This window comes from Hominiventricola sp. (genome assembly GCF_057604405.1).
In genome coordinates, this window is sequence record NZ_DBLYVB010000001.1 from 22,786 (window position 1) to 45,099 (window position 22,314).

At 46.8% G+C, this 22,314-nt stretch carries 22 protein-coding genes and 1 riboswitch; all 22 genes read right to left on the minus strand.

Features of this window, described 5'->3' with window-relative positions; translation table 11 throughout:
* Window positions 1-79 precede the first annotated feature (79 nt).
* The 22 genes from hisIE to ACZMB2_RS00265 all read right to left on the minus strand — a co-directional run bounded on the left by hisIE (window position 80) and on the right by ACZMB2_RS00265 (window position 22,191).
* Window positions 80-1,324 carry a bifunctional phosphoribosyl-AMP cyclohydrolase/phosphoribosyl-ATP diphosphatase HisIE gene (hisIE, locus tag ACZMB2_RS00160; RefSeq protein ID WP_487594972.1) on the minus strand — a complete coding sequence of 415 codons (1,245 nt, stop codon included), beginning with the start codon at window positions 1,322-1,324 and terminating at the stop codon, window positions 80-82.
* A gap of 1 nt (window position 1,325) precedes the next feature.
* Window positions 1,326-1,913 carry an imidazoleglycerol-phosphate dehydratase HisB gene (gene hisB, locus ACZMB2_RS00165; protein ID WP_118769586.1) on the minus strand — a complete coding sequence of 196 codons (588 nt, stop codon included), beginning with the start codon at window positions 1,911-1,913 and terminating at the stop codon, window positions 1,326-1,328.
* A gap of 2 nt (window positions 1,914-1,915) precedes the next feature.
* The gene (gene hisD / locus ACZMB2_RS00170; protein WP_487594973.1) at window positions 1,916-3,217 is read right to left on the minus strand and encodes a histidinol dehydrogenase; all 1,302 of its coding nucleotides are present in this window, start codon (window positions 3,215-3,217) and stop codon (window positions 1,916-1,918) included.
* Window positions 3,218-3,229: 12 nt separating this feature from the next.
* Window positions 3,230-3,865, minus strand: coding sequence for an ATP phosphoribosyltransferase (hisG, locus tag ACZMB2_RS00175; protein ID WP_118769584.1), 636 nt, complete (start codon window positions 3,863-3,865; stop codon window positions 3,230-3,232).
* A gap of 21 nt (window positions 3,866-3,886) precedes the next feature.
* Window positions 3,887-5,110 (minus strand): ATP phosphoribosyltransferase regulatory subunit, encoded by a 1,224-nt coding sequence (hisZ, locus tag ACZMB2_RS00180; RefSeq protein ID WP_487594974.1) that lies wholly within the window; start codon window positions 5,108-5,110, stop codon window positions 3,887-3,889.
* A gap of 85 nt (window positions 5,111-5,195) precedes the next feature.
* A complete protein-coding gene (locus ACZMB2_RS00185) occupies window positions 5,196-5,735 on the minus strand; it encodes a Holliday junction resolvase RecU (protein WP_118769582.1) in 540 nt (179 codons plus the stop codon).
* Complete coding sequence (locus ACZMB2_RS00190) at window positions 5,735-6,715, minus strand: RluA family pseudouridine synthase (RefSeq protein WP_487594975.1); 981 nt, start codon at window positions 6,713-6,715, stop codon at window positions 5,735-5,737. Before ACZMB2_RS00190 ends, ACZMB2_RS00185 begins: the two co-directional genes overlap by 1 nt.
* 17 nt (window positions 6,716-6,732) lie before the next feature.
* Window positions 6,733-7,332, minus strand: coding sequence for a hypothetical protein (locus ACZMB2_RS00195; protein WP_487594976.1), 600 nt, complete (start codon window positions 7,330-7,332; stop codon window positions 6,733-6,735).
* Entirely contained in the window at window positions 7,332-9,296 is a 1,965-nt protein-coding gene (locus ACZMB2_RS00200; RefSeq protein WP_487594977.1) for a YgiQ family radical SAM protein, read from the minus strand. Before ACZMB2_RS00200 ends, ACZMB2_RS00195 begins: the two co-directional genes overlap by 1 nt.
* A gap of 21 nt (window positions 9,297-9,317) precedes the next feature.
* Window positions 9,318-10,049: a pseudouridine synthase gene (locus tag ACZMB2_RS00205; protein WP_487594978.1), complete on the minus strand. Its 732-nt coding sequence runs from the start codon at window positions 10,047-10,049 to the stop codon at window positions 9,318-9,320.
* Window positions 10,031-11,407: an RsmB/NOP family class I SAM-dependent RNA methyltransferase gene (locus ACZMB2_RS00210; RefSeq protein ID WP_487594979.1), complete on the minus strand. Its 1,377-nt coding sequence runs from the start codon at window positions 11,405-11,407 to the stop codon at window positions 10,031-10,033. Before ACZMB2_RS00210 ends, ACZMB2_RS00205 begins: the two co-directional genes overlap by 19 nt.
* Window positions 11,408-11,575: 168 nt before the next feature.
* Complete coding sequence (locus tag ACZMB2_RS00215; RefSeq protein WP_487594980.1) at window positions 11,576-11,845, minus strand: DUF1292 domain-containing protein; 270 nt, start codon at window positions 11,843-11,845, stop codon at window positions 11,576-11,578.
* Window positions 11,846-11,861: 16 nt separating this feature from the next.
* Entirely contained in the window at window positions 11,862-12,065 is a 204-nt protein-coding gene (locus tag ACZMB2_RS00220; RefSeq protein WP_487594981.1) for a hypothetical protein, read from the minus strand.
* A 64-nt stretch (window positions 12,066-12,129) separates the two neighbouring features.
* Window positions 12,130-13,320 carry a sodium/glutamate symporter gene (gltS, locus tag ACZMB2_RS00225; RefSeq protein ID WP_487594982.1) on the minus strand — a complete coding sequence of 397 codons (1,191 nt, stop codon included), beginning with the start codon at window positions 13,318-13,320 and terminating at the stop codon, window positions 12,130-12,132.
* A gap of 4 nt (window positions 13,321-13,324) precedes the next feature.
* Window positions 13,325-14,296, minus strand: coding sequence for a TAXI family TRAP transporter solute-binding subunit (locus ACZMB2_RS00230; protein WP_487594983.1), 972 nt, complete (start codon window positions 14,294-14,296; stop codon window positions 13,325-13,327).
* On the minus strand, window positions 14,297-17,140 hold the full coding sequence (gene recD2, locus ACZMB2_RS00235) for an SF1B family DNA helicase RecD2 (protein ID WP_487594984.1): 2,844 nt from the start codon (window positions 17,138-17,140) through the stop codon (window positions 14,297-14,299).
* 133 nt (window positions 17,141-17,273) lie between these two features.
* A complete protein-coding gene (locus ACZMB2_RS00240; RefSeq protein ID WP_487594985.1) occupies window positions 17,274-18,332 on the minus strand; it encodes an ABC transporter substrate-binding protein in 1,059 nt (352 codons plus the stop codon).
* A 19-nt stretch (window positions 18,333-18,351) separates the two neighbouring features.
* A complete protein-coding gene (locus ACZMB2_RS00245) occupies window positions 18,352-19,113 on the minus strand; it encodes an ABC transporter permease (RefSeq protein WP_118770031.1) in 762 nt (253 codons plus the stop codon).
* Complete coding sequence (locus tag ACZMB2_RS00250) at window positions 19,114-19,863, minus strand: ABC transporter ATP-binding protein (RefSeq protein ID WP_487594986.1); 750 nt, start codon at window positions 19,861-19,863, stop codon at window positions 19,114-19,116.
* Window positions 19,864-19,866: 3 nt separating this feature from the next.
* Entirely contained in the window at window positions 19,867-20,529 is a 663-nt protein-coding gene (gene tenA / locus ACZMB2_RS00255) for a thiaminase II (RefSeq protein WP_118770029.1), read from the minus strand.
* Window positions 20,526-21,335, minus strand: coding sequence for a bifunctional hydroxymethylpyrimidine kinase/phosphomethylpyrimidine kinase (gene thiD / locus ACZMB2_RS00260; RefSeq protein WP_118770028.1), 810 nt, complete (start codon window positions 21,333-21,335; stop codon window positions 20,526-20,528). The genes tenA and thiD overlap by 4 nt, the downstream gene beginning before the upstream one ends.
* Before the next feature lie 114 nt (window positions 21,336-21,449).
* Window positions 21,450-21,559: riboswitch (TPP riboswitch) on the minus strand.
* A gap of 71 nt (window positions 21,560-21,630) precedes the next feature.
* Window positions 21,631-22,191 (minus strand): M23 family metallopeptidase, encoded by a 561-nt coding sequence (locus tag ACZMB2_RS00265; RefSeq protein ID WP_487594987.1) that lies wholly within the window; start codon window positions 22,189-22,191, stop codon window positions 21,631-21,633.
* Window positions 22,192-22,314: the final 123 nt, after the last annotated feature.

Genomic DNA, 22,314 nt, shown 5'->3' on the forward strand with positions numbered 1-22,314 from the left:
ACTATCTTATGAGACAATTTTCAGAAACATGCAAAAAAACCGCCCTTTGCAATAAAAGGCGGTTCCGTTGTCGTTCTGTTTATTCTCTGTTGGCCAGCTCTCTGGTAATATCTTCCCAGGTCACTCCTTTTTCCACCATCAGCACCATGGCATGATAAAGGAAATCCGACAGTTCGTATTTAATCTCTTCCGGATCCGGATTCTTGGCCGCGATGACAACCTCCGTTGCCTCCTCGCCGACCTTCTTTAAGATCTTGTCAATACCCTTGTCAAAGAGATAGTTGGTGTAGGAACCTTCTTTCGGATGCTCTTTCCGGTCCTGAATCACACCATACACATGTTCAAATACTTTCAGCGGATTGGCATCATGATATTCTTTTTTCACCATTTCCCGGTAGAAGCAAGTATGATTACCGGTATGGCAGGCAGCGCCAATCTGGCTGACTTTTGCCAGGATCGTATCGTTGTCGCAGTCAATGGACAAGGATTTCACATACTGCAGATGACCGCTTGTCATTCCTTTGGTCCACAGTTCCTGACGGCTGCGGCTCCAGTAAGTCATCTTACCGGTCTTCAGAGTTGTCTCAAAGGCTTCCTCATTCATATAAGCAACCATCAGCACTTCAGAAGTCTTATAATCCTGTACCACCACCGGTACCAGTCCGTCAGAATTCGGACACATATCGTCCCATGTATAGCTGCTGGTCAATGTGTTCATCTGCAGGCCACGGTCTGCCGCTTTTGCTTTCAGTGCCATGAAATCAGCCGCACCGGATGAAAAATAAGCACTGGCAATTCCATCCGCCCATTTATTGGACAGTACATTGATTACAGCATCATCCGTAGATGCAGAACTGATACTGATCACCGTAAGTTTTCCTGCCACCGGGCAGATTTCATCTGATCCGGACCAGAAAATCAGACTGCCCAGTTCTTTCAGACTATCATTGTACTGAGACTCATCTGAAATACTGAATGCAATCTTCTCTTTTCCGAAACGTTTGGACACTTCCTCTGCCATCTCCACATTGCTGGAACGTCCGAAATTCAGGACTGCCATCTGACAGCCTGCATACAGAATCTTTTTTACGTCCTCCACTCTGCGGATATGACCTCCGGCATAAACCGGAATCTCTGTACAGCGGACAATTTCTTTCAGAAGACCAATATTCTGATCATGTTCTTCATCAGAGTCTGAGAGATCAAATACCAGAATGGCATCTGCTCCGTTATCACTGTAAAATTCTGCCAGTGCTGCTCCGTCCTGGCCATTTACTTTTCCGTTTTTTACCGGCATTACCGGTATCAGACTTTTTTTTCTCATATTATAAGCTGCCTTTCGTTGATAATACATCGGTAATACGCGGATCCACTGCTACTGCCGCATCCAGAGCCTTTGCAAAAGCCTTGAACATCGCTTCGCAGATATGATGGCTGTTGGAGCCGGAAAATACTTTAAAGTGCAGGTTGATGGCTGCACTGTAGGATACCGCATAGAAAAATTCACTGATCGTCTCCGTATCCAGATCTCCGATCATCGGTGCTGAAAAACTGGCATCCGATACATAATAGGGTCTTCCTGACAGATCTACAGCACACAGTACCAATGCCTCATCCATGGGAAGGATACAACTTCCATAGCGGCGGATGCCTTTTTTATCACCCACTGCTTCACGGATAGCATTTCCCAGCACGATGCCTGTATCTTCTACCGTATGATGACAGTCTACATCAAGATCCCCATCTACGTCTACTGTAAGATCAAAAAGTCCGTGTCTTGCAAATCCATCCAGCATGTGATCAAAAAAACCGATGCCGCTGTGAAGCTCTGCTTTTCCTGTGCCATCCAGCTCCAGTGCAATTTTGATCTTTGTCTCTTTTGTATTGCGTTCAATTTCTGCCCGTCTGCTCAACTTTAGTCCTCCCTCTGCTCAAAGCGGACTGCAATGGAATTTGCATGTGCGGTGAGCTGCTCAGCTTTTGCAAAATATTCAATATCCTTATGTACTTTTTCCAGTGCTTCTCTGGAATAGTAAATGATGCTGGATTTCTTTACAAAGTCATCCACAGATACCGGTGAAAAGAAGCGTGCGGTACCATTCGTCGGTAAGATATGGTTCGGTCCTGCAAAATAATCTCCCAGAGGCTCGCTGCTGTACTCTCCCAGGAATATTGCACCTGCATTCCGCACCTTCATCATGGCCTCAAAGGGGTTCTTTGTTACAATCTCCAGATGCTCAGAAGCAATCATATTGACAGTTTCGATAGCATCATCCAGGGAATCTGCTACCAGAATATATCCATAATTATCAAGGGACTTCTGAATGATCTCTTTTCTGGACAGCACCGCCACAAATCCGTCTACCTCCGCAGACACTTTTTCTGCCAGTTCCATGCTGGTAGTTACTAAAATAGCGCTGGCCATCTCATCGTGCTCTGCCTGAGACAGAAGATCTGCTGCCACATATCTCGGATTAGCAGTTTCATCCGCCAGCACCAGAATCTCACTGGGGCCTGCGATAGAGTCAATACTCACGAATCCGGACACTGCTTTTTTCGCCAGTGCTACAAAAATATTTCCAGGTCCCGTAATCTTATCGACCTTCGGAATGCTTTCCGTTCCAAATGCCATAGCTGCAATCGCCTGGGCACCGCCTACTTTGTAAACTTCATCAGCGCCTGCCTCTTTGGCTGCCACCAGAACGGCCGGATTTACTTTTCCTTCTTTGTTACAGGGTGTACACATGACCACATGATCCACGCCTGCAATTTTCGCCGGAACAATGTTCATAAGAACCGAAGACGGATACACTGCTTTTCCGCCCGGCACATACACGCCTGCACTGGCCAGAGGCGTTACCTTCTGTCCCAGCATAGTGCCTTCCGGTGTAGTATCAAACCAGCTGTACTGTTTCTGTTTTTCATGATAATCACGGATATTTTTCAGAGATTTCCGGATGGTCTCGGTCAGAGCCGGATCAATGGTATCGTATGCTTCCCGTACTTCCTCTTCCGTTACTTTTACATTTTCTTTGGAAATACCGTCCCAGTCAAACTTTGCAGTCAGTTCAAAGAGCGCTTTGTCTCCTTCGGTCTTTACCCGGTCTACAATCTCCTGCACCGTATCCTGATACTGTCCGTAGTTTCCCGGACTTCTTTTTAACAGGTTCTCCAGCAGATTCTGTCTGGATTCCTGGCTCAGCTTTACGATTCTCATCTTTTCTGCCTCCTATAAGACTGCTTTCAGGTCGGCAATAATCTTGCCGATCCGCTCATTTTCCATCTTCATACTCACCTGATTGACTACCATCCGTGCAGAAAGCGGACACACTTCTTCCAGCACCTTCAGACCATTTTCCCGAAGAGTGGAACCGGTCTCCACGATATCCACGATAACTTCGGAAAGCCCTACGATAGGTGCCAGTTCAATGGAGCCATTCAGTTTAATAATCTCTACTGTCTGGTGTTTCCGGTTGTAAAAATAGTCCTTTGCAATATGTGGATATTTGGTTGCCACACGGATCAACTCCTGATGCTGTAAAAGTTCCCTTGCTGATTCCGGTCCGCACACACACATGCGGCATTTTCCATAGCCAAGATCCAGCACTTCATAGAGTCTTCTGCCTTCCTCCAGAATCGTATCTCTTCCCACGATACCAATATCTGCTGCACCGTATTCTACGTAAGTGGGTACATCCGGTCCTTTGGCCAAGAAAAATTTCAATTTCAGTTCTTCATTGACAAAGATCAGTTTTCTGGTGTCCGGATCCTTCATCTCCTCACAGGTAATTCCGATTTTTTCAAAGGTCTCCATGGTTTTCTTTGCCAGACGCCCTTTACCCAGGGCAAAAGTCAGATATCTCATAATTTGTTCTCCTCCCCCGGATTACTGTTCCGTACTTAAAAATTCTGCTACCAGATTACCATCTTTATAATAGCAGAGTCTGTTTGTTCCTTTTCTGGATGCATAATCCCGGTAAGTATCCACCATTCTGTCCTGTGCCATGCAGCACAGTTCCACCGGGCCGCCCTGACTTCTCAGTTCTCCTGCGCAGGCAATGGCCTTTCTGGACTCCTCCGGATAATACAAGAGCAATGTCAGCGGACGATCCACATCAAGCTTAATGTTCTGACGGTTCAGTGCGGTCAGAAGACGATCTGCCACACAGACAAATCCGATGGCCGGAGCCGGTTTTCCAAAATGATCCATCAACGTATCATAACGTCCGCCCTTGGCAATAGGTTCTCCTGTCCCATAGGTATAAGCCTGGAAAATAATTCCTGTATAGTACTGATATTTGCTGATCACACCCAGATCAAAGGTAATGTATTTTTCATATCCATAGAAGGTCAGCAGTTCATAGATCCTGCGCAGACGCTGCAGGGATGCCTTTGCTTCCTCGGATATGGCACAGCTCTCTGCCACATCCAGAATCTCCACAGAGCCAAAAAGATCCGGCACTTTCACCAGCGCCTCTTTCAGCTGCTCGGATAATTCTGCCGCATCCAGCAGTTCCCGCACGCCGAACATATTTTTATTGGAAATAAACTCCCGTAATTCCAGTTCCATCTCTTCAGGAAGATCCGCTTCTTTCAGAAGGCTCTTGAAGAAATCTGCATGGCCTACACTTACCTGGAATTCTTTCAGACCGGTCTTCAGAAGAGATTCTACAACCAATGCCAGCAGCTCCGCATCTGCTTCTGCACTGCCGTCACCGATAAGCTCTGCACCAATCTGAGTGGTCTCTTTCAGACGTCCCTGAAAATCGGAACTGTTGATGAAGGTATTTGCCATATAACAAAGACGAACCGGCATGTCTTCCGGTGCAAAATACTTTGCAACCGCTCTGGCGATAGAAGGCGTTACATCCGGCCGAAGAACCAGCGTATTTCCTTCTCTGTCAAAGAACTTATAAAGTTCCCTGGACGGAACGGTTCCCACCTCCCGGCTGAATACATCAAAATATTCAAAGGTCGGTGTCTGAATGTCTTCATAACCATATCCGGTCAGTACCTGGTGAAGAGTTTCCTGTATATACTGTTTGCGTCGGCATTCTCCATTATAGATGTCTCTTACGCCCTCCGGCGTGTGCAGGATCTGTTTGTACATCGTCGTGCTCCTTGTTTGCTTTATTGTAGTAGAGTGCTAATTCATTAAAATCAATAACAGTATTATATCATGTCTTTCCTGATTGTCAACCTTCGCTTTCTGTTTCCAGATCATAACTTAAAGGTTCCAGATAAGGCACCAGATAGCCCTTATCTGTATCAAAAAAGTAAACCGGATCCAGTTCTTCCATCCGAAAGCTCTTCCGTCCGCCCTCTTTTGCCCGGTTCCAGAAAATAAGCAGCTGGCGGATATGAAGATAATAAAACTTTTGCTCTGACGTATAGTAAATGATCAAAAATGCTTTTCCGCCCTGCTTTTCAAAATCTTCCATAAATTTCACCTGGTGCTCGTGGACATTCTGCAGCGGAAATGTCTTCACATCACATTCCTTGGCGTCAAAACAAACCGGAATTCCCTGTACAGCTCCGATATAGTCCACCGTACTCTTCTGGTCAAAGTAGGCCAGAGTAATCTGATGGTGCGTCTTGTCGATCTTAATAGGAGTGATGGGGGTTGGTACCTTCTGAATCAGAGCCAGTCCTTTTTCCCGATATTTTTCATTGGTACGGTTAATCATTTCCTCCAGCGTGGAACCTCTTAATCCTCTGGAATTCCATGTACCCATTACTGCAGATCTCCTTTCGCTTTCATAAGATACTGCTTCATGAGTCCCGCCGGTTCTGCCTCAAAGCTTTTTTCTGACAGATTGTCAAGGGGCTCCGCTAATTCCGGGAATGTCAGTTTCCATGCATGGAGCATCTGATTTTTAATTCCATGTGTCTCCCGGAAAAATGCATTCACTTTTCGGTCTCCATACTTCGGATCTCCGATAATCGGGTGTCCGATGGAGGATAAGTGTGCGCGGATCTGATGAGATTTACCTGTGACAAGTGTCACTTTCAAAAGTGTTGTCTCTCCCTCTGTATACAGAGGTTCGTACTCTGTAATAATGTGGGCTGCCCCTTCTGTTTCTTTCTGAAATATCTTCACCTGGTTGCTGTTCTCATCTTTCAGAAGATACCCTTCCAGATGCTGACTCTCTGTCATAACTCCTTTTACCAGACAAAGGTAGTATTTATGAAGGCTCCGGTCTTTTAAAAGCGCTGCCATCTGCTGCAGTCCCACCATGGATTTTCCACAGATCACCATACCGCTGGTATTCCGGTCCAGACGATTGCAGACCGACGGACGGAATGCCTTTGACTCTTCCTGTTTCCATTGTCCGCTCTTTTCCAGATATCCCAGCAGATATTCATTTAAGGACACATCCGAAGGTACCGATTTCTGGCTTAACATGCCTGCCGGTTTATTGATAAAAATGACATTGCTGTCTTCATACACAATGTTCAGTTTTGCCATCGGGAACTTTTCCTTCGGCTGCACCTTTCCAGCAAATTTCTCGTAGGTCTCATCTGAGAGAAACAGCCGGATCTCGTCACCGCATTTCAGCTTTTCTGTGCCATCTGCTTTCTTTCCATTGAGTGTAATGTTTTTCTTGCGGAGCATTTTATAAAAAAAGGAGTTGGGAGCCTCCTTCAGATAAGCTCCCAGAAGCTTCACCAGACGCTGTCCCTCCTCCTGTTTATGGACGGTAATTAATTTCATAAAATGAAATCCTTTCTCTATAAAGAAATGGACTGCAAAATATAGCTTACCACTTCATCTCTCGTCATGCCCGGACAACGCTCATCCTCCCGGAACGGGACCTCCTCCGGTTCTCTGGAAGCCAGTTCCTTTACACGGGTCAGATATGCCTTTTTGTCCTTCATGATCTTCACATTCTGTTTGTAGGAATTTTGCTTGAGAATGGCAGTCAGATGGGTTTCCACCGCTTTTGTATCGGTCTTCTCATCACTGCTGTATCCAAGCACCTCTCTGCCGGAAATGAGAATACAGTCCACCACAAAGTTTTTATCATAGGTGGTAAACACATTTTCATAGAGTACCAGCCGGCTGCCTCTTTCCGCTTCCACTTCTTCATAAAGCTTCCTCTCTATAGAATGATATCGGCTTGCCAGAATGGCATGTACCACTTGATTGCATCCTGGAAGACAACCTACAATGGCAATGACTGTCACAATCTGCAAACGGGTCTTCATCACTACCCAGCCAATGAGGAATACAAGAATCGGCACAGCCAGCATAACAGCCGACTTCTTCCACTCCTGTACTTTCAGTTTGTCAATGTAGCCATAGGTTCCTTTTTCTAAACGTTTCTTCATCAGCTGTTCTTCTTTCTGTGGGTATTACGAATGGTTTTCTTTTTCGGACGGACCGTTTCTTTGGTTCCACGTACCGGTGCTTTTCCGTTCCGGTTCTCTCCTACAGAACTTTTACCTGTCTGGGATTTTCGACCATCCTTATGTTTTCCTTCCGGTGCAGGTGTTCCCCCGCCCGGACGTAGCAGACATTTGGGACCAAATCCAATGAGATCTTCCCGGCCTGCTTTCCGAAGAGCTTCCTTTACCAGCTCCCGGTTCTTCGGATTTCGATACTGGATCAGCGCACGCTGCATTTCTTTTTCATGCGGATTATGCGGCACATAGACCGGTTTCATAGTCCGGGGATCCAGTCCTGTATAATACATACAGGTGGAAATGGTGGATGGCGTCGGATAAAAATCCTGCACCTGTTCCGGCATATAACCAAGGTCACGGCAGTATTCTGCCAGTTCCACAGCCTCTTTCATGGTACTTCCCGGATGGGAAGACATCAGATATGGAACCAGATACTGCTTCAGACCCAGCTTTTCATTCATTTTCTTATAACGGCGGCAAAATTCCTCATAGACTGCCGCCTTCGGTTTTCCAAGGCAGGAAAGTACGGCATCCGATACATGTTCCGGTGCCACTTTCAACTGGCCGCTCACATGATACCGGCACAGTTCCTCCATAAACTGATCATTCTTATCTGCCAGTACATAATCAAATCGAATACCGGAACGGATAAAGACCTTCTTCACCTTTGGAAGTGCCCGCAGTTTTCTTAATAATGCGATATAATCCCGATGATCCGCCCGCAGATTCCGGCAAGGCTCCGGGAACAGACACTGTTTGTTGGGGCAGACTCCCTTGGTCATCTGCTTTTCACAGGCTGGGAACCGGAAATTGGCGGTTGGTCCGCCCACATCATGAATATATCCCTTAAAATCTTTCTCCTCCGTCATGAGCTTTGCCTCTTCGATCAGAGACTCATGGCTTCTGGACTGGATAATTCTGCCCTGATGGAAGGTCAGCGCACAAAAAGAACAGCCGCCAAAGCAGCCGCGGCAGCTGACCAGACTGAATTTCACCTCAGAAAATGCCGGAATACCGCCTGCAGCATCGTACATGGGATGCCAGGTTCTCATATAAGGCAGACTGTAGACTTCGTCCATTTCTTCCTGACTTAATGGCTCTGCTGCCGGATTCTGTACCACAAAACAATTGTCCGAATATGGTTCTACCAGCCGTTTCCCGGAAAATGGATCTGTATTACAATACTGCGTATAGAAGCTTTCCGCATATTTTTTCTTATCGTTACGTACTTCATCATAAGACGGAAGCATGGTATAATCGCTGATTTCTTCCAGTGAGCGCACTTTGCATACCGTTCCCGGAATATACGTAATCTCCCGAATGGGAAGTCCCGCATCCAGGGCATCCGCAATGGCAATGATGGAGTGCTCTCCCATTCCATAGGAAATCAGATCTGCACCGCTTTCCATCAAAATGGATCTGCGCATGGAGTCTGACCAGTAATCATAATGAGCCAGTCTTCGAAGAGAAGCCTCGATTCCTCCCGCAATGACCGGTACATGCTTGTATTTCTGCCGAATCAAATTACAGTATACAATGACTGCCCGGTCCGGGCGTTTTCCCATCTCACCGCCGGGTGTGTAGGCATCGGTCTTCCGGTGCTTTTTCGCCACCGTATAATGATTGACCATGGAATCCATGTTCCCGGCACTGACTAAAAATCCAAGCCGTGGCTCGCCAAGTGCCATAATGCTCTCCGCCTTCCGGTAATCCGGCTGTGCAATGATGCCTACCGTATAGCCTCTTGCTTCCAACAGACGGCTAATAATAGCCGGGCCAAAAGATGGATGATCCACATAAGCGTCTCCGATCACATAGACAAAGTCCAGCTGGTCAATGTTCTGTTTTTTCATGTCTTCTCTGCTCACCGGCAGGAACCCATGTTTCATATTATTATCCTTTCATGCTGCTTAAGAAATACCAAGCAGCTCTCTTTCTTTCTCATTTAATGGACGATAGTCACCTGGAGCAAGTGTCTCATCCAGTGCAACCGCTCCCATGGACAGACGTTTTAAGTAGGTTACTTTACAGCCTACCGCTTCAAACATCCGTTTTACCTGATGAAATCTTCCTTCATGGATCGTAATCCGGATTTCACTGGTCTCCGGTTCTGATGCCAGAATCTTCAGCATCGCCGGTAACGTCTTCTTCTCATCACCGATATCCAGTCCCTCACGGAATCGCTCTATATGAGCTTCCGTTACGCTGCCAGCGATTTTCGCATAATAGGTCTTGTCTACATGCTTCCGCGGGGATAATAATCGATGTGCCAGATCTCCGTCATCTGTGAGCAGTAGGAATCCTTCCGTATCTTTATCTAGCCGTCCCACCGGAAAAATACCATCGCGTCGGTCTTCCGATTTTAAAAGATCAAGCACCGTTTTCTCCCGCTTATCTTCCGTGGCAGACACCACTCCTGCCGGTTTGTGAAGCATATAATAGACATATTTTTCATAGGAAGCTATTTTTCCCTGACAGGTTATCTGATCTTTGTGCTCGTCGATCTTCTGCTCCGGCTTCTTCGCCGCCACACCATTCACCGTCACCTGTCCTTTTTTCAGCATTTCTTTGACCTGGCTGCGGGTACCGAATCCTGTCTCACACAGGAATTTATCCAGACGCATCATGCGTTCATCCTCCATCCGGAGAAATATTTATTCCGAAGAGTTCCGCGGATCAGTTTGCCCCAGCCCAGCGGATATCCATCCACACAGACCAACTGCCATCCCGCATCGCGGGTACTCTCGCCATCCTCGATCTCGATGGTCTCGCCTTTCAGATAACGAAGAATCCGCTCATCCGCTGCCGGAAGATCAATCACGGATGCATATTCCTGCTTCTTTAGTACCATGGCAAAGGCCTGACTCGGTTCAAATCGTTTCTTCAGAAGTTCTCCCATATAGAGACCGGAACGCAGGAACCTGAGTCCCTTACATCCTTTCAAACCCTCCGGCATAAGAAATACCTTCGTGTCTTTTACCTGAATCTGTGTTTTTTCAAGGGGCATGGAGACATCCTTTAAGAAATCCTCCAACTCTGCCGGAAGTTTTGCAGGCTTTGCCGCACCTTCCATGGCATTGGGTGTCCGTTCCCCGTCTTTCGTGAGCAGAGCCAGAAAATGTCCTTCCCCGTCAATCTTATGCGGAAACAGACGTACGCAATGCTCCAACGGGAATTTGCTGCCTACCAGTTCCGGTTTACCCGGGCAGAATCCTTCACACCACGGAATCTCTTCCAGATGAAATTCCGGATGATTGGAAAGAAAATAATCCATACTTCCTTCATTTTCCAATTTGGAAAACGTACAGGTGGAGTACAGCATCGTGCCGCCCGGCTTTAGAAGATTCGCTGCCTGATCCAGAATCTCCCGCTGCATTTTGGAAAATACTTCCGGACCCTGACGCTCCCATGCCGGAATCATATGCGCCTGTTTACGGAACATCCCCTCTCCGGAACAGGGTGCATCAATAAGGATTTTATCAAAATATTCATGGAAATACCGGTCAAGCTTATCTCCCATCTCACTGGTCACCAGAATATTGGGAAGACCAAATACTTCCAGATTTTTCAAGAGTGCCTTCGTACGGGATGCGCTGGCATCATTAGCCACCAGAAGTCCCGTATGATTAAGCTTTGCTCCCAGCTCTGTTGCCTTTCCGCCAGGTGCTGCACAAAGATCCAACACCCGCTCTCCTTCTTCTATCGGAAGTACGCTGGCAGGCGTCATGGCACTTGGCTCCTGAATATAATAAAGACCTGCATAATAATAAGGATGCTTTGTCGGTGCATCCTCTTCTGTATAATAATAACCGTTTGGTGTCCAAGGAACTCTGCGAAGACTCTTAAACGGATTGATCCGCTCAAATTCCTCCACGGAAATCTTGGATGTGTTCACTCTCAGTCCCGTAAACTTCGGTTTTTCGTAACTTTCCAGATACTCGTCCAGTTCCGGTCCTAAGATTTCACTCATATTTTCAATAAATGACTGGGGAAGATTCATTCCTGCTGCCTCATTCTTTCTGAATAGATATCTATATTTACACTTTTCCGTCCATATCAATATATGACTGTCGGAAACTATCATAATATTATATTGGATTTTTCCATGAAAAGCAATACAGAGTCGGCTACGCTGGCAACCGACCCTGTAAATTTATTAGTACACTGTTTACTCTTCCCCATCCATCGCCATATACGCATTGGCAACTCGTCTGTAGTCGAATTCTTTCTTAATCTGCTGTACGGTGAAGTCATCACCATCCATGATACATTCGTAGATATATCTGCCCTCATCATCAATAGTATCATCTTTTACTACCGCACCGACTACATAATGTTTGTCTTCAAAATCAAATTCATCTACGACGGCCATTTCCACATCGGATCCGTCTTTTGCTGTCACGTGAAATGTCACGTATTCTTCCATCATTTCTTCCATTGTTTTAAATTCTCCTCTATTTTTTCTTAATATGGATCTCCGGAATGGCTACATTGTCATAACTAATGCTCTCTCCGTGGTGATGCACATCCGCCTCTTCTTTATGGCCGTGATGGCCATGAAGATGCACCTCCGGAATGGCCAGATTTTCGCTCTCCACATCATAATCCGGCTCTTTTTCTTTCATTTTTCGTTTTTCCCAGAATTTTTTCCAGAACATGATTTCATCCTTCCTTATATGAAACTATTACAACTATTCAGAGCCATATGCTTGCCCCGGATATTTACAGAAAATTAATAAACAGTGTGATCACCAGACTGTTCAAAAAGTCCGCAAACAAACTTCCTACCAGCGGGATCAGAAGGTAGGCTTTGACTGACGGAGCGTATCTCTCACACAGCACCTGCATATTGGCCATGGCATTGGGGGTTGCACCCATACCAAAACCGCAGACGCCGGAAGAAATCACTGCTGCATCGTAATCCCGTCCCATAACCAAGAAAACAACAAAATACGTAAAAACAAACATCAGCACTACCTGTCCTGCCAGTAAGATCAGCAGCGGAAGTGCCAAATCCGCCAGCTGCCAGAGCTTCAACGTAATCATGGCAATCCCAAGAAACAGGGACAGGCTGATACCACCGATATCGTTGATCTCACCCATATAAGTCGCATATTTTCCAGTATATTCACCAATATTTCTCATAACAGCGGCTGCGATCATGGCTCCGATATAGATCGGGAAGGTCATGCCGGTCATGGACAGAAGATCTGACAGAATCGTGCCGATACCCATGGCAATAATCAGCTGAAACACAGCAGCCGGATACATGCTGGTATGACGCTCATGCTTCCGCTCCTCTTCTACCAGAAGGCTGTCATCCTCTGTAACTGCCGTAGACAAAAGATTCTTTTTCTCAATCAGACGTTTTCCGATAGGGCCACCCATCATACTGCCTGCGATCAGACCGAAGGTAGCAGCTGCGGTACAAAGCGTAGATGCGCCTTCAATGCCAAAGTCTTCCAGCACCGGACCGAATGCACCTGCAGTACCATGTCCGCCAACCATGGGGATAGAACCGGTACATAAGCCCACCAGCACATCAATATGCAGTAATTTTGCAAGGCCTACTGCCAGGAAGTTCTGTGACACGATCAGTACAATGACCAGTCCCAGAAATACAATCAGTGCTTTTCCTCCGCTCTTCAGGACTTTTAAGTTCGCCTGAAAACCTACAGATGTGAAAAAAAATACCATACAGACTTCTTTTAAAATGTCATCAAATGAAAACTCTGCAATTCCGGTGACGTAACATACACAGGTCAGCACTGCAAATACCACGCCTCCGATGACCGGGGCAGGAATGCAGAATCGTTCCAGAATATTTACCCGTTTTCTTAAAAATTTTCCAAGCATCAGAGCCACAACCGCTGCGGCAATGGTCTGATACATATCAAGATGTATCATATTCATTTGTTTATTTGTTTCCTTCCTTTGAGGTTACGTCAATGCCGCATTCTTTATAATAGTCTGCGGCTCCCGGGTGAAAGGGAATAGAAATTCTGTCGGTGGAGGAAGATTCATCAAGCACCAGATCCAGAGGAAGAGCATACTGTAATTTCTGACTGTTCCCGAACAAAAGTCCTGTTATCTGTTTTACTGTCTTTGCGGACAATTTGTCACTGGCCAGAAGAAGTGCTTTCACACCTACCGTGGAGACTTCCTCTGCCTGTCCGGAATAAGTATCTGCCGGAATTACATACGTCTCATATGCCGGATAAGCACTCAGAAGCCGGCCGGCGCCCTCTCCATCCACATTCAGGAAACGAATCTCACGCTGACGGGTCAGTTCTTCCAGCACTGTCGTCTGCACACCTGCTGTACAGAACATGGCGTCAATCTCACCTTTTTGCAGGGCGTCCGCTGCTTCTGTATACGTAAAATATTTCATTTCCACCAGTCGGTCACCAAGACCGTAGGCTTCCAGAATCTGCCGGGCATTCTGCTCGGTTCCTGACTCTTCTTCTCCGATGCTCACGGTCTTTCCCTGCAGATCTTCTATGGATGCAATCTCTGAATCTGCGCGAACTGCAACCTGGCAGGCTTCCGTATAAAGCCCGGCCACGGCACTGAAGTTTGCATAGGATTCCCCATCTGCAAATACACCGGTTCCTGCATATGCATCCTCCGCCATATCCGCCTGGGCAATGGCCATCTGTACATAATCCTCGGAAAGCAACCGGATATTAGCCGCTGATCCGGCCGTCGTCCGCACTTCAATTGGATCTGTTCCTTCCCCTTCCTCGGAAAGCTTTGCGAAAGCATCACCAAATGCCTGATACATTCCGCCCAGTCCTGCTGCACCGAATCGGATGCGTCCGGCACTGCTGCCGCATCCCATCAACATCAGCGCTGCCATTCCGACGGCAAATAATTGTTTTGTCTTCATTTATCGTCCCTCTCTTGTTTCTATCCTGTCCATCGACTGCTGCAACCGCTCTTTTAAAAGCGTATTCCGTCGGTGGACCGTCACATTCCGCACGGCACAGGCCAGGGCTTTTCTGGTTCCCACCATGACAAGAATTTTCTTCGCCCTTGTAATTCCCGTATAGATCAGATTTCTCTGAAGCATTACATAATGATTCATGAGCACCGGCATCACCACAATGGGGTATTCAGATCCCTGTGCTTTGTGAATGGTGGTGGCATAAGCATGTACCAGTTCATCCAGTTCGGAAGACTCATATTCCACCACATGCTGATCAAAATTGACTTTCAGTGTCCGGTTCTGGAGATCCACCGATTCAATGATACCGATGTCTCCGTTAAATACTTCTTTATCATAATTATTCCTGATCTGCATGACTTTGTCATCCCGCCGGAAAATAAAACCGCTTCGCCGTAATCCGTCACCCTGGGGATTCAAAGCCTCCTGCAGCGCCAGATTGAGATTCGTCGCTCCAACGACACCTTTCTGCATAGGCGTTAATACCTGGATCTGCGAAGACGGCGTGCGGTAATAACGGGACAGCTTATGCTGCACCAGACTGACAATCTCCCTCACTGCTTCTTCCGGATCTTCTTTGGTCGTAAAGAAAAAGTCTGTCTCTTTTCCATTGGAGAGATCCGGCATCTGTCCCTCATTGATCCTGTGGGCATTCATGATAATCCGGCTGGTCTGTGCCTGGCGGAAAATGCGGGTCAGGCGGATCACCGGAACCACTCCGGAATCAATCAGATCCCTCAATACATTTCCTGCGCCTACCGATGGCAGCTGGTCAATGTCTCCCACCAGAACCACTCTCATGCCCGCCGGGATGGCTTTGAGCAGTGAATTCATGAGCACCAGATCAATCATGGAACACTCATCGACAATGAGCACATCTCCTTCCAGGAGATTTTCCTCATTTTTCTGATAGCCCTCCGGCGGCTTACACTCCAAAAGCCTGTGAATGGTCTTTGCTTCCAGCCCGGTTGTCTCCGTCATACGCTTGGCTGCTCTTCCAGTTGGTGCTGCCAGCAGAATCTTTAACCCGAAGGACTGATAAGCAGAAATAATGCCTTTCGTCGTCGTGGTCTTTCCTGTACCGGGTCCTCCGGTAAGAATCATTATCTTGGAAACTGCAGCCTGTCGGATGGCATCTGCCTGAATCTCATCATATTCCATGCCGATTTTGGCTTCGATCTTCTTTACATCAATAGAAAGATCCCTATTTCCAGTCCGTTTCCGCGCCTCCATCAGAGATGTCCATAGGCGATCCTGTGCCGGATTCTGTAACAGTTTCCGGATTTTAGCAGCAACGCCCACCTCCGCATAGTAAAAAGGCGGCAGATAAATAGCGTCCCCTTTCTCTTCCGATACCGGTTCCGAGATCACATCTTTGTCCGCCAGCATCTGGTCCAGGGTCATGACGATACTGCTTTCTTCGGCTTCCAGAAGTTCGGTTGCCCGTTTTATGAGTTGTCCTTTATAGGCATAAACATGGCCTTCATCTGCCAGACTGCTTAACGTATACATGATACCGCTTCGGAGACGCACAAACGCTTCTTTTCCAATGCCCAGCTTCTCCGCGATGCTATCTGCCGTCTTAAAACCAATGCCCCAGATATCGTCTGCCAGCCGGAATGGATTTTCCTTTACCTTTGCAATACTGTCATTTCCATATTGACGGTAAATCTTGGCTGCGAAAGAAGTACTCACTCCATGATCCTGCAGAAAAAGCATGACATTTTTAATCTCTTTCTGCCGCTCCCAGCTTTCATGAATCTGCCGGATTCGTTTTTCACCGATGCCTTCCACTTCTTTCAGCCGGGAAATATCACACTCAATCACATCCATGGTGTCAGTCCCGAAAAGCCCCACAATCCGTTTGGCAAATTTGGGTCCTACACCTTTGATCAGACCGGAACCCAGGTATTTCTCAATACCAAAAACTGTCGCCGGTAGCGTTTCTTCCCAACTCTCTGCCACGAACTGACGGCCATACTTACTGTCCACCTTCCAGTTGCCGTCAATGAGCAGCACCGAACCTACATTGACATCCAGAAGATTTCCAATGACTGTTACCAGATCGTTATAATTCTTCACTGCGCATTTAAGTACTGTATAGCCATTTTCCGGGTTCTGATAAGTAATTCGTTCCACCACGCCACGAAGTTTCATGGTTGAATGTTTCGGCTTCTCCGGAACAGCAGGATTTCTTTCCGGTGCATTGTTTTCTGATGATGCCGATTTCCCGGTCCGTGCCTCCCGCATCTCTTTTACCATACACTCATAGACCTGCTGGTTCATCCGGCAGTCATTCAGCGCCCGGTGTGCGCCGTCCGTTGTGAGACCATAGTAAGAAGCCAGATCGGTCAGTTTATGATGGGAAAGATTCGGAAGATGCTTTCTTGCCAGAGGGAGTGTGTCTACATAGTCGTTGACAGGAACAGAGCCATAGTATTTCTCCGCGTCCCTGCAGATAAATTTCATATCAAAAGAAGCAATATTGTGGCCCACCAGAGGATAACCTTCCGTGAAATCCAGAAATTCCTGCAGCACTTTTACAAACCGCGGCGCATAAGCTACCATTTGATCGGTAATGCCGTTTACCTGACTTGCACCTGACGGAATATGCCGTCCCGGATTGACCAGAGTACTGAACTCATCCACGACTTTTCCTCCCCGGACCTTCACAGCAGAAATCTCTACCACTTCGTCATATACGCGGGAGATGCCTGTAGTCTCCAGATCAAAGACCACATAATCAGGCGTGTATTTCGTTTTCTGGGTTCCTCGTTTGGCTGCCATCCAATTGCTCCTTATGTTCAAAAGTATATTTTATTATAGCACAATTAAGACCCCTCAAACAATGGCGCGCAAACAAAAATCCCGGGATGGTGGCCAGATCCAATCCCGGGACTTTCTGTTCTATTTCATTTTACTATTCACCTAAATTTACCATTACATCAGATACTTCTACAGACTGATCAATGAGTCCGTTTGCCAGCATCCAGTCGATGTTCTGCTGCCAGCAGTCATCCGTCATGCTTAAAAATGCAGCATCATCTGTTGCCATCAACGGGAGCAGGGTTGCACAGGACTGCTCCTCCACAGACTGCGTCAGTGGGAAGTTCTCCTCGTTCTGGTTCTCCATCAGGATCGCAAGGCATCCATCCGGATCAGCCTGGAAATCTGCAAAGCCTTTCTTGCAGGCACGGATAAATCCTTCTGCCACTTCCGGCTCATTTTCCAAAATATCATTGTTGGTAAGGAACACCTCTTCATAGTAATTCGGGATGCCATATCCATTTACCATAAAGTAGTTAACATCAAATCCCTCTTCTTCCATCTGAGGTACTTCATGGTTTACGAGACAGCCGATCGTCGCATCTACATTTCCGGTGGTCATGGAACTCATCAGATCAAATCCTACATCAACCATGTTCACATCAGAAGAGTCTGCACCAACATTTTCTATCATACATTTAATAAAAGCTTCACTAAGGGCAGTTCCACCATAGCCAATCGTTTTTCCTGCCAGGTCTTCCGGTCCGGTAATATTTTTATCTTTCAGAGAAAGGATAACGCACAGTGGAGACTGCACGATCGCACCGATAGCCTTCACCGGTGTTTTCTGATTGGCAATGGCCTGAATTACGTCATGCTGATAATACATGCCAATCTCAGCTTTACCTGCTGCTACTAAAGACAGGGCATCGCTTGCATTGGAAGGAAAACGGATCTGTACATCCAGTCCTTCCTCTTTAAAATATCCTCTTTCGATAGCCGTGTAAAGAAATGCATGGATGGCATTCGGGTACCAGTCCAGTACCACATTGACTTCTCTTAATGCATCTTCTTCGACTGTTTCCTCCTCCACTGCCTCTTCTGCCGTTTCAGAAGGATTGGTATTGGACGCTGATTCCGTTTTTCCGCATCCGGAAAGCATGGTTACACTTAAAGTTGCTGCAAGGGCAGCTGCTAATATTCTTTTTTTCACAATCGTAGTCCTCTTTCGTTTAGTCATTTCTCCAGTGGATCAGTCGTTTTTCCAGAATCGCTACCAGTTCGGTGAAGAACATGGCTACCACGGAGAGCAGGAGAATCGGTGCAAATACACCGGCTCCGTCAAGCTGTGTCATCATTCGTCTGCTGAAATATCCAAGTCCGCTCTGTGCGCCAAGCCATTCGCCAATGGCAGCTCCGATGATGGACATGGGAACAGCCATTTTGATGGCAGAAAAGAAGCAGGGAAGCACTGCCGGAATTTTCAGTTTAAAAAAGATCTGGCGTTTACTTGCGCCAAAGGTAAATAACAATTCTTCCATCTCTGTCTTTACCGATTTAAATCCGTCAAATACCGTGATGGTAATAGGGAAAAAGGTAATCAATACCGTTACCAGCACTTTACTCCAGATACCATAACCAAACCAGAGCACAAAAAGCGGTGCCAATGCAGTGGTCGGAATCGTCTGAGAAGCAATAATTAACGGATATAATGCTTTTTCCGCAATCTCACTGATATCCATAAGAACGGCAAGTCCCAGTCCCAGAACAATAGAAATGGAAAGTCCGATGGCAACTACCGACATGGTAGCCGGAAGATGCGCTGTAAATAACGGACCTCGCAGTTCCCAGAGACGGACTAAAATCTGCGTCGGTGACGGCAGAATATAGGCTGCATCAATTCCCATAGCAGCAGCCTGCCAGAACATCAGTAATACTGCCAGGAGAATCAAGGCCGGAAGATTTGCATTCCCGCGTTTTTTCGTCTCATTCATCTACGGATTCCTCCTGAGCATTTCAATTAAATTTTCTTTTAATTCCACGATTTCAGAACGGGTCAGTTCTTCCCTTGTTCGCGGATATTCTGCCGGAACTTCAATGGATTTTAAGTGAGTGATGGGAGTTTCTTCCACCACCAGGATTCGGCTGGATAAAAAGACTGCCTCCTCCACATCATGGGTAATAAAAAGAACGGTCTTCTGCTCGCGTTCCCATTGTTCCAAAAGCCATTCCCGCATGGAAAGGCGTGTCAGATAATCAAGGGCGGAGAAAGGTTCATCCAGAAGCAAAAGATCTGATCCGGTGAGCACAGTTCTGGCAAATGCTGCACGCTGCCGCATACCGCCGGAAAGCTCCCGTGGAGACTTCTTTCCCCAATCTTTTAAACCGACAGATTCCAATGCCTGCTCTGCCCGCTCTTCCATCTCTGCTTTGGAAATGCTCCCCTGAATTTCCATGGGAAGCATAACATTTTCCTTTACTGTCCGCCATGGGAACAGCATGTCCTGCTGCGGCATATACCCACAGTAGTTTTTAAGACCATTGATATTCTGTCCATTGATCAGAATATTTCCTTCTGCAGGAGGGAGAAGCTTATTGACCAGCCGAAAAATCGTACTTTTTCCGCATCCGGAAGGACCGATTACGGACACGAATTCTCCATCCTGGACAGTAAAGGACAGATGGTCAATGATGGAAAAATCTTCACAGTCATACTGAAATCTTACGTTATCAAATGTAAGCATACACTATTTCCTCATTTCCCATGCCATGTCCCAGAACGCTTTTTCATAGCGGGAACATGCGGTGAAGATTTCAGAAAGATGTGCAAGCTGTGCTTCATTGTAGTCTGCTGCCAGACGATCAACTAAAACCACAAGGGATTCATTTTCCTCATGATAGCTGTCTGACACATAACCGGATACCCATTCTCCATAAAACGGATGTTTGTCTGCTTCCGGGTGCTCAGCTACAATCTGGCGGGCAATTGCCTCATAACTCAGTGCGCAGGAAAGAATGGAAGCTGCTACTTCTGCCTGCCCTTCTTCATAAGCCACGCGGAGCATATAGGAGGTATAAGACAGATTATCAAGGGCCTGCTTCGTATGTTCTGCCTCTTCCGGCGTGATGCCAAGGCGTGCCATGTAGCTTCTGTGAATATCCATCTCTCCATCTAAAATAGCATGGGTGGAATTTGCAAAGCGTTTCATAAACTCCATGTCCTTCGCCTTTGCAACGCCAATAGCAAATACTTTCGTATAATCAAGAAGATACAGATAGTCCTGTATCATATAATATTTGAATTTTTCTTTATCCAGAGTTCCGTCGGCAATCCCCTGTACAAAGGGGTGCTGATGGTATTCTGCCCAGATAGATTCTGTGTCTTTTAAAAGACGTTCTGTAACGGTCATGCCTTTTCCTCCGCAAATCCTTTTCCACGAAAATCAAATCCGTGATCCATGGGGCCGGAACCCTGTCCCAGATCAAGCATGGCTGCCAGAGCGCCGGAGATATAAGCTTTTGCGCGCTCCACTGCGGTGTCCAGATCATAGCCTTTTGCCAGATTGGAGGCAATAGCGCTGGACAGCGTACATCCGGTACCATGGGTATTCGGGTTGTCGATCCGTTTACCATTGAACCATTTATAATCGCCATTCCGGTACAGAAGGTCATTGGCATCATTTAACTGATGTCCACCCTTGCAGAGTACGGCACAGTGATAGGTCTCACTGATATATTTTGCTGCTGCAATCATGTCATTCGCGGTCTTTACTTCCATTCCGGAGAGAACTTCCGTCTCCGGAATATTCGGAGTCAGAACCGTCGCCATGGGCAGTAAAAGCTCTTTTAATGCACCAATGGCGTCCTCGCTGATGAGTCTTGATCCGCTGGTTGCCACCATAACCGGGTCCACTACGATATTTTCTGCTTCATACTGTTTCAGTTTCTTTGCGATGGACTCGATCAGTCCCACAGAAGAAACCATGCCGATCTTCACTGCGTCCGGACGGATATCCGTAAATACGCTGTCGATCTGCTGTTCCAGGAATTCCGGGGTTACCTCGAAAATTCCCTGGACGCCGGTGGTGTTCTGTGCTGTCAGAGCCGTAATTGCAGTCATGGCATATACCCCGTTTGCAATCATGGTCTTTAAGTCAGCCTGGATACCGGCGCCTCCGCTGGAATCACTTCCGGCGATTGTTAATGCTGTCTTCATAAAAATTCTCCTTTCAGGCATCAATAACTTTTGTTAGGCGATGCAAGGTGGTGCCCCCAATGTACCGCCGCAGGCGATAAAAAAAGTGGAAATACCAGCGTACTTCCACTTCTCTATCTTTTCACAGTTACTTCCTACGTTGGCATGATCCAAATCAGGTATACGGGTCCTGACGGTGTCAGTCAGATCTCAGCCCGTTTCCGCAGGCTCCCCGGTACTTATTTTCTATTCACTTTGCTTTTTTACTATACGACAAGTAAGGGAGGATGTCAAGTTTTCTTCTTATACCGTCACGTTAATATATGTATGAAAGCCTTTTGTTTTCCAGATAGCGGAGCATCCAGTAAGGGTTGATGGCCTGCTCGCCTTTTCCCGCAGCTGGAAGATAGATCCCCAGATGAAGATGCACCGGGAACTGCCCCGTCGTTCCTTCCGGTCCGTACCCCGAATCTCCCATATACCCCAGCAAATCCCCGGCCTTCACCGGATCTCCCCTTTTCCAGTCTTTGATATAGGAATGAAAATGTGCATAATAGTAATAATTACCACCTATAGACCGGATTCCAATCCGCCAGCCTCCCTTTTCCAACCATCCCACCTGCTCAATGGTTCCATCTGTCATGCTCAGCACCGGAAAGTATCCGCTTTTATCAGGTTCTGCCATCAGATCAATCCCCTCATGCTTTCGTTTTCCGCCGTAATGCCGCTCCGTTTGCCAGGTATTTTCAAACCGGATGACTGCCTTTTGATTCACCGATGATTCCGGTACCGGGAAATAAACAAGTTCTTTCCAGACGGTTTCCACCTGGGTCTGATACTGTTCCAGTGCTGTCTGCTCCGGTTCCCCATCGTCCATCCATTCTCTTTCAAATTGAATTCCGCAGCACAGCAGCAAAATCAGCAGTCCAAGGCAGGCCATTTGCCGAAAAGGATTCATATTTTTTCACCTGCCCCATACATTGTAAAGAATTAGTTCATT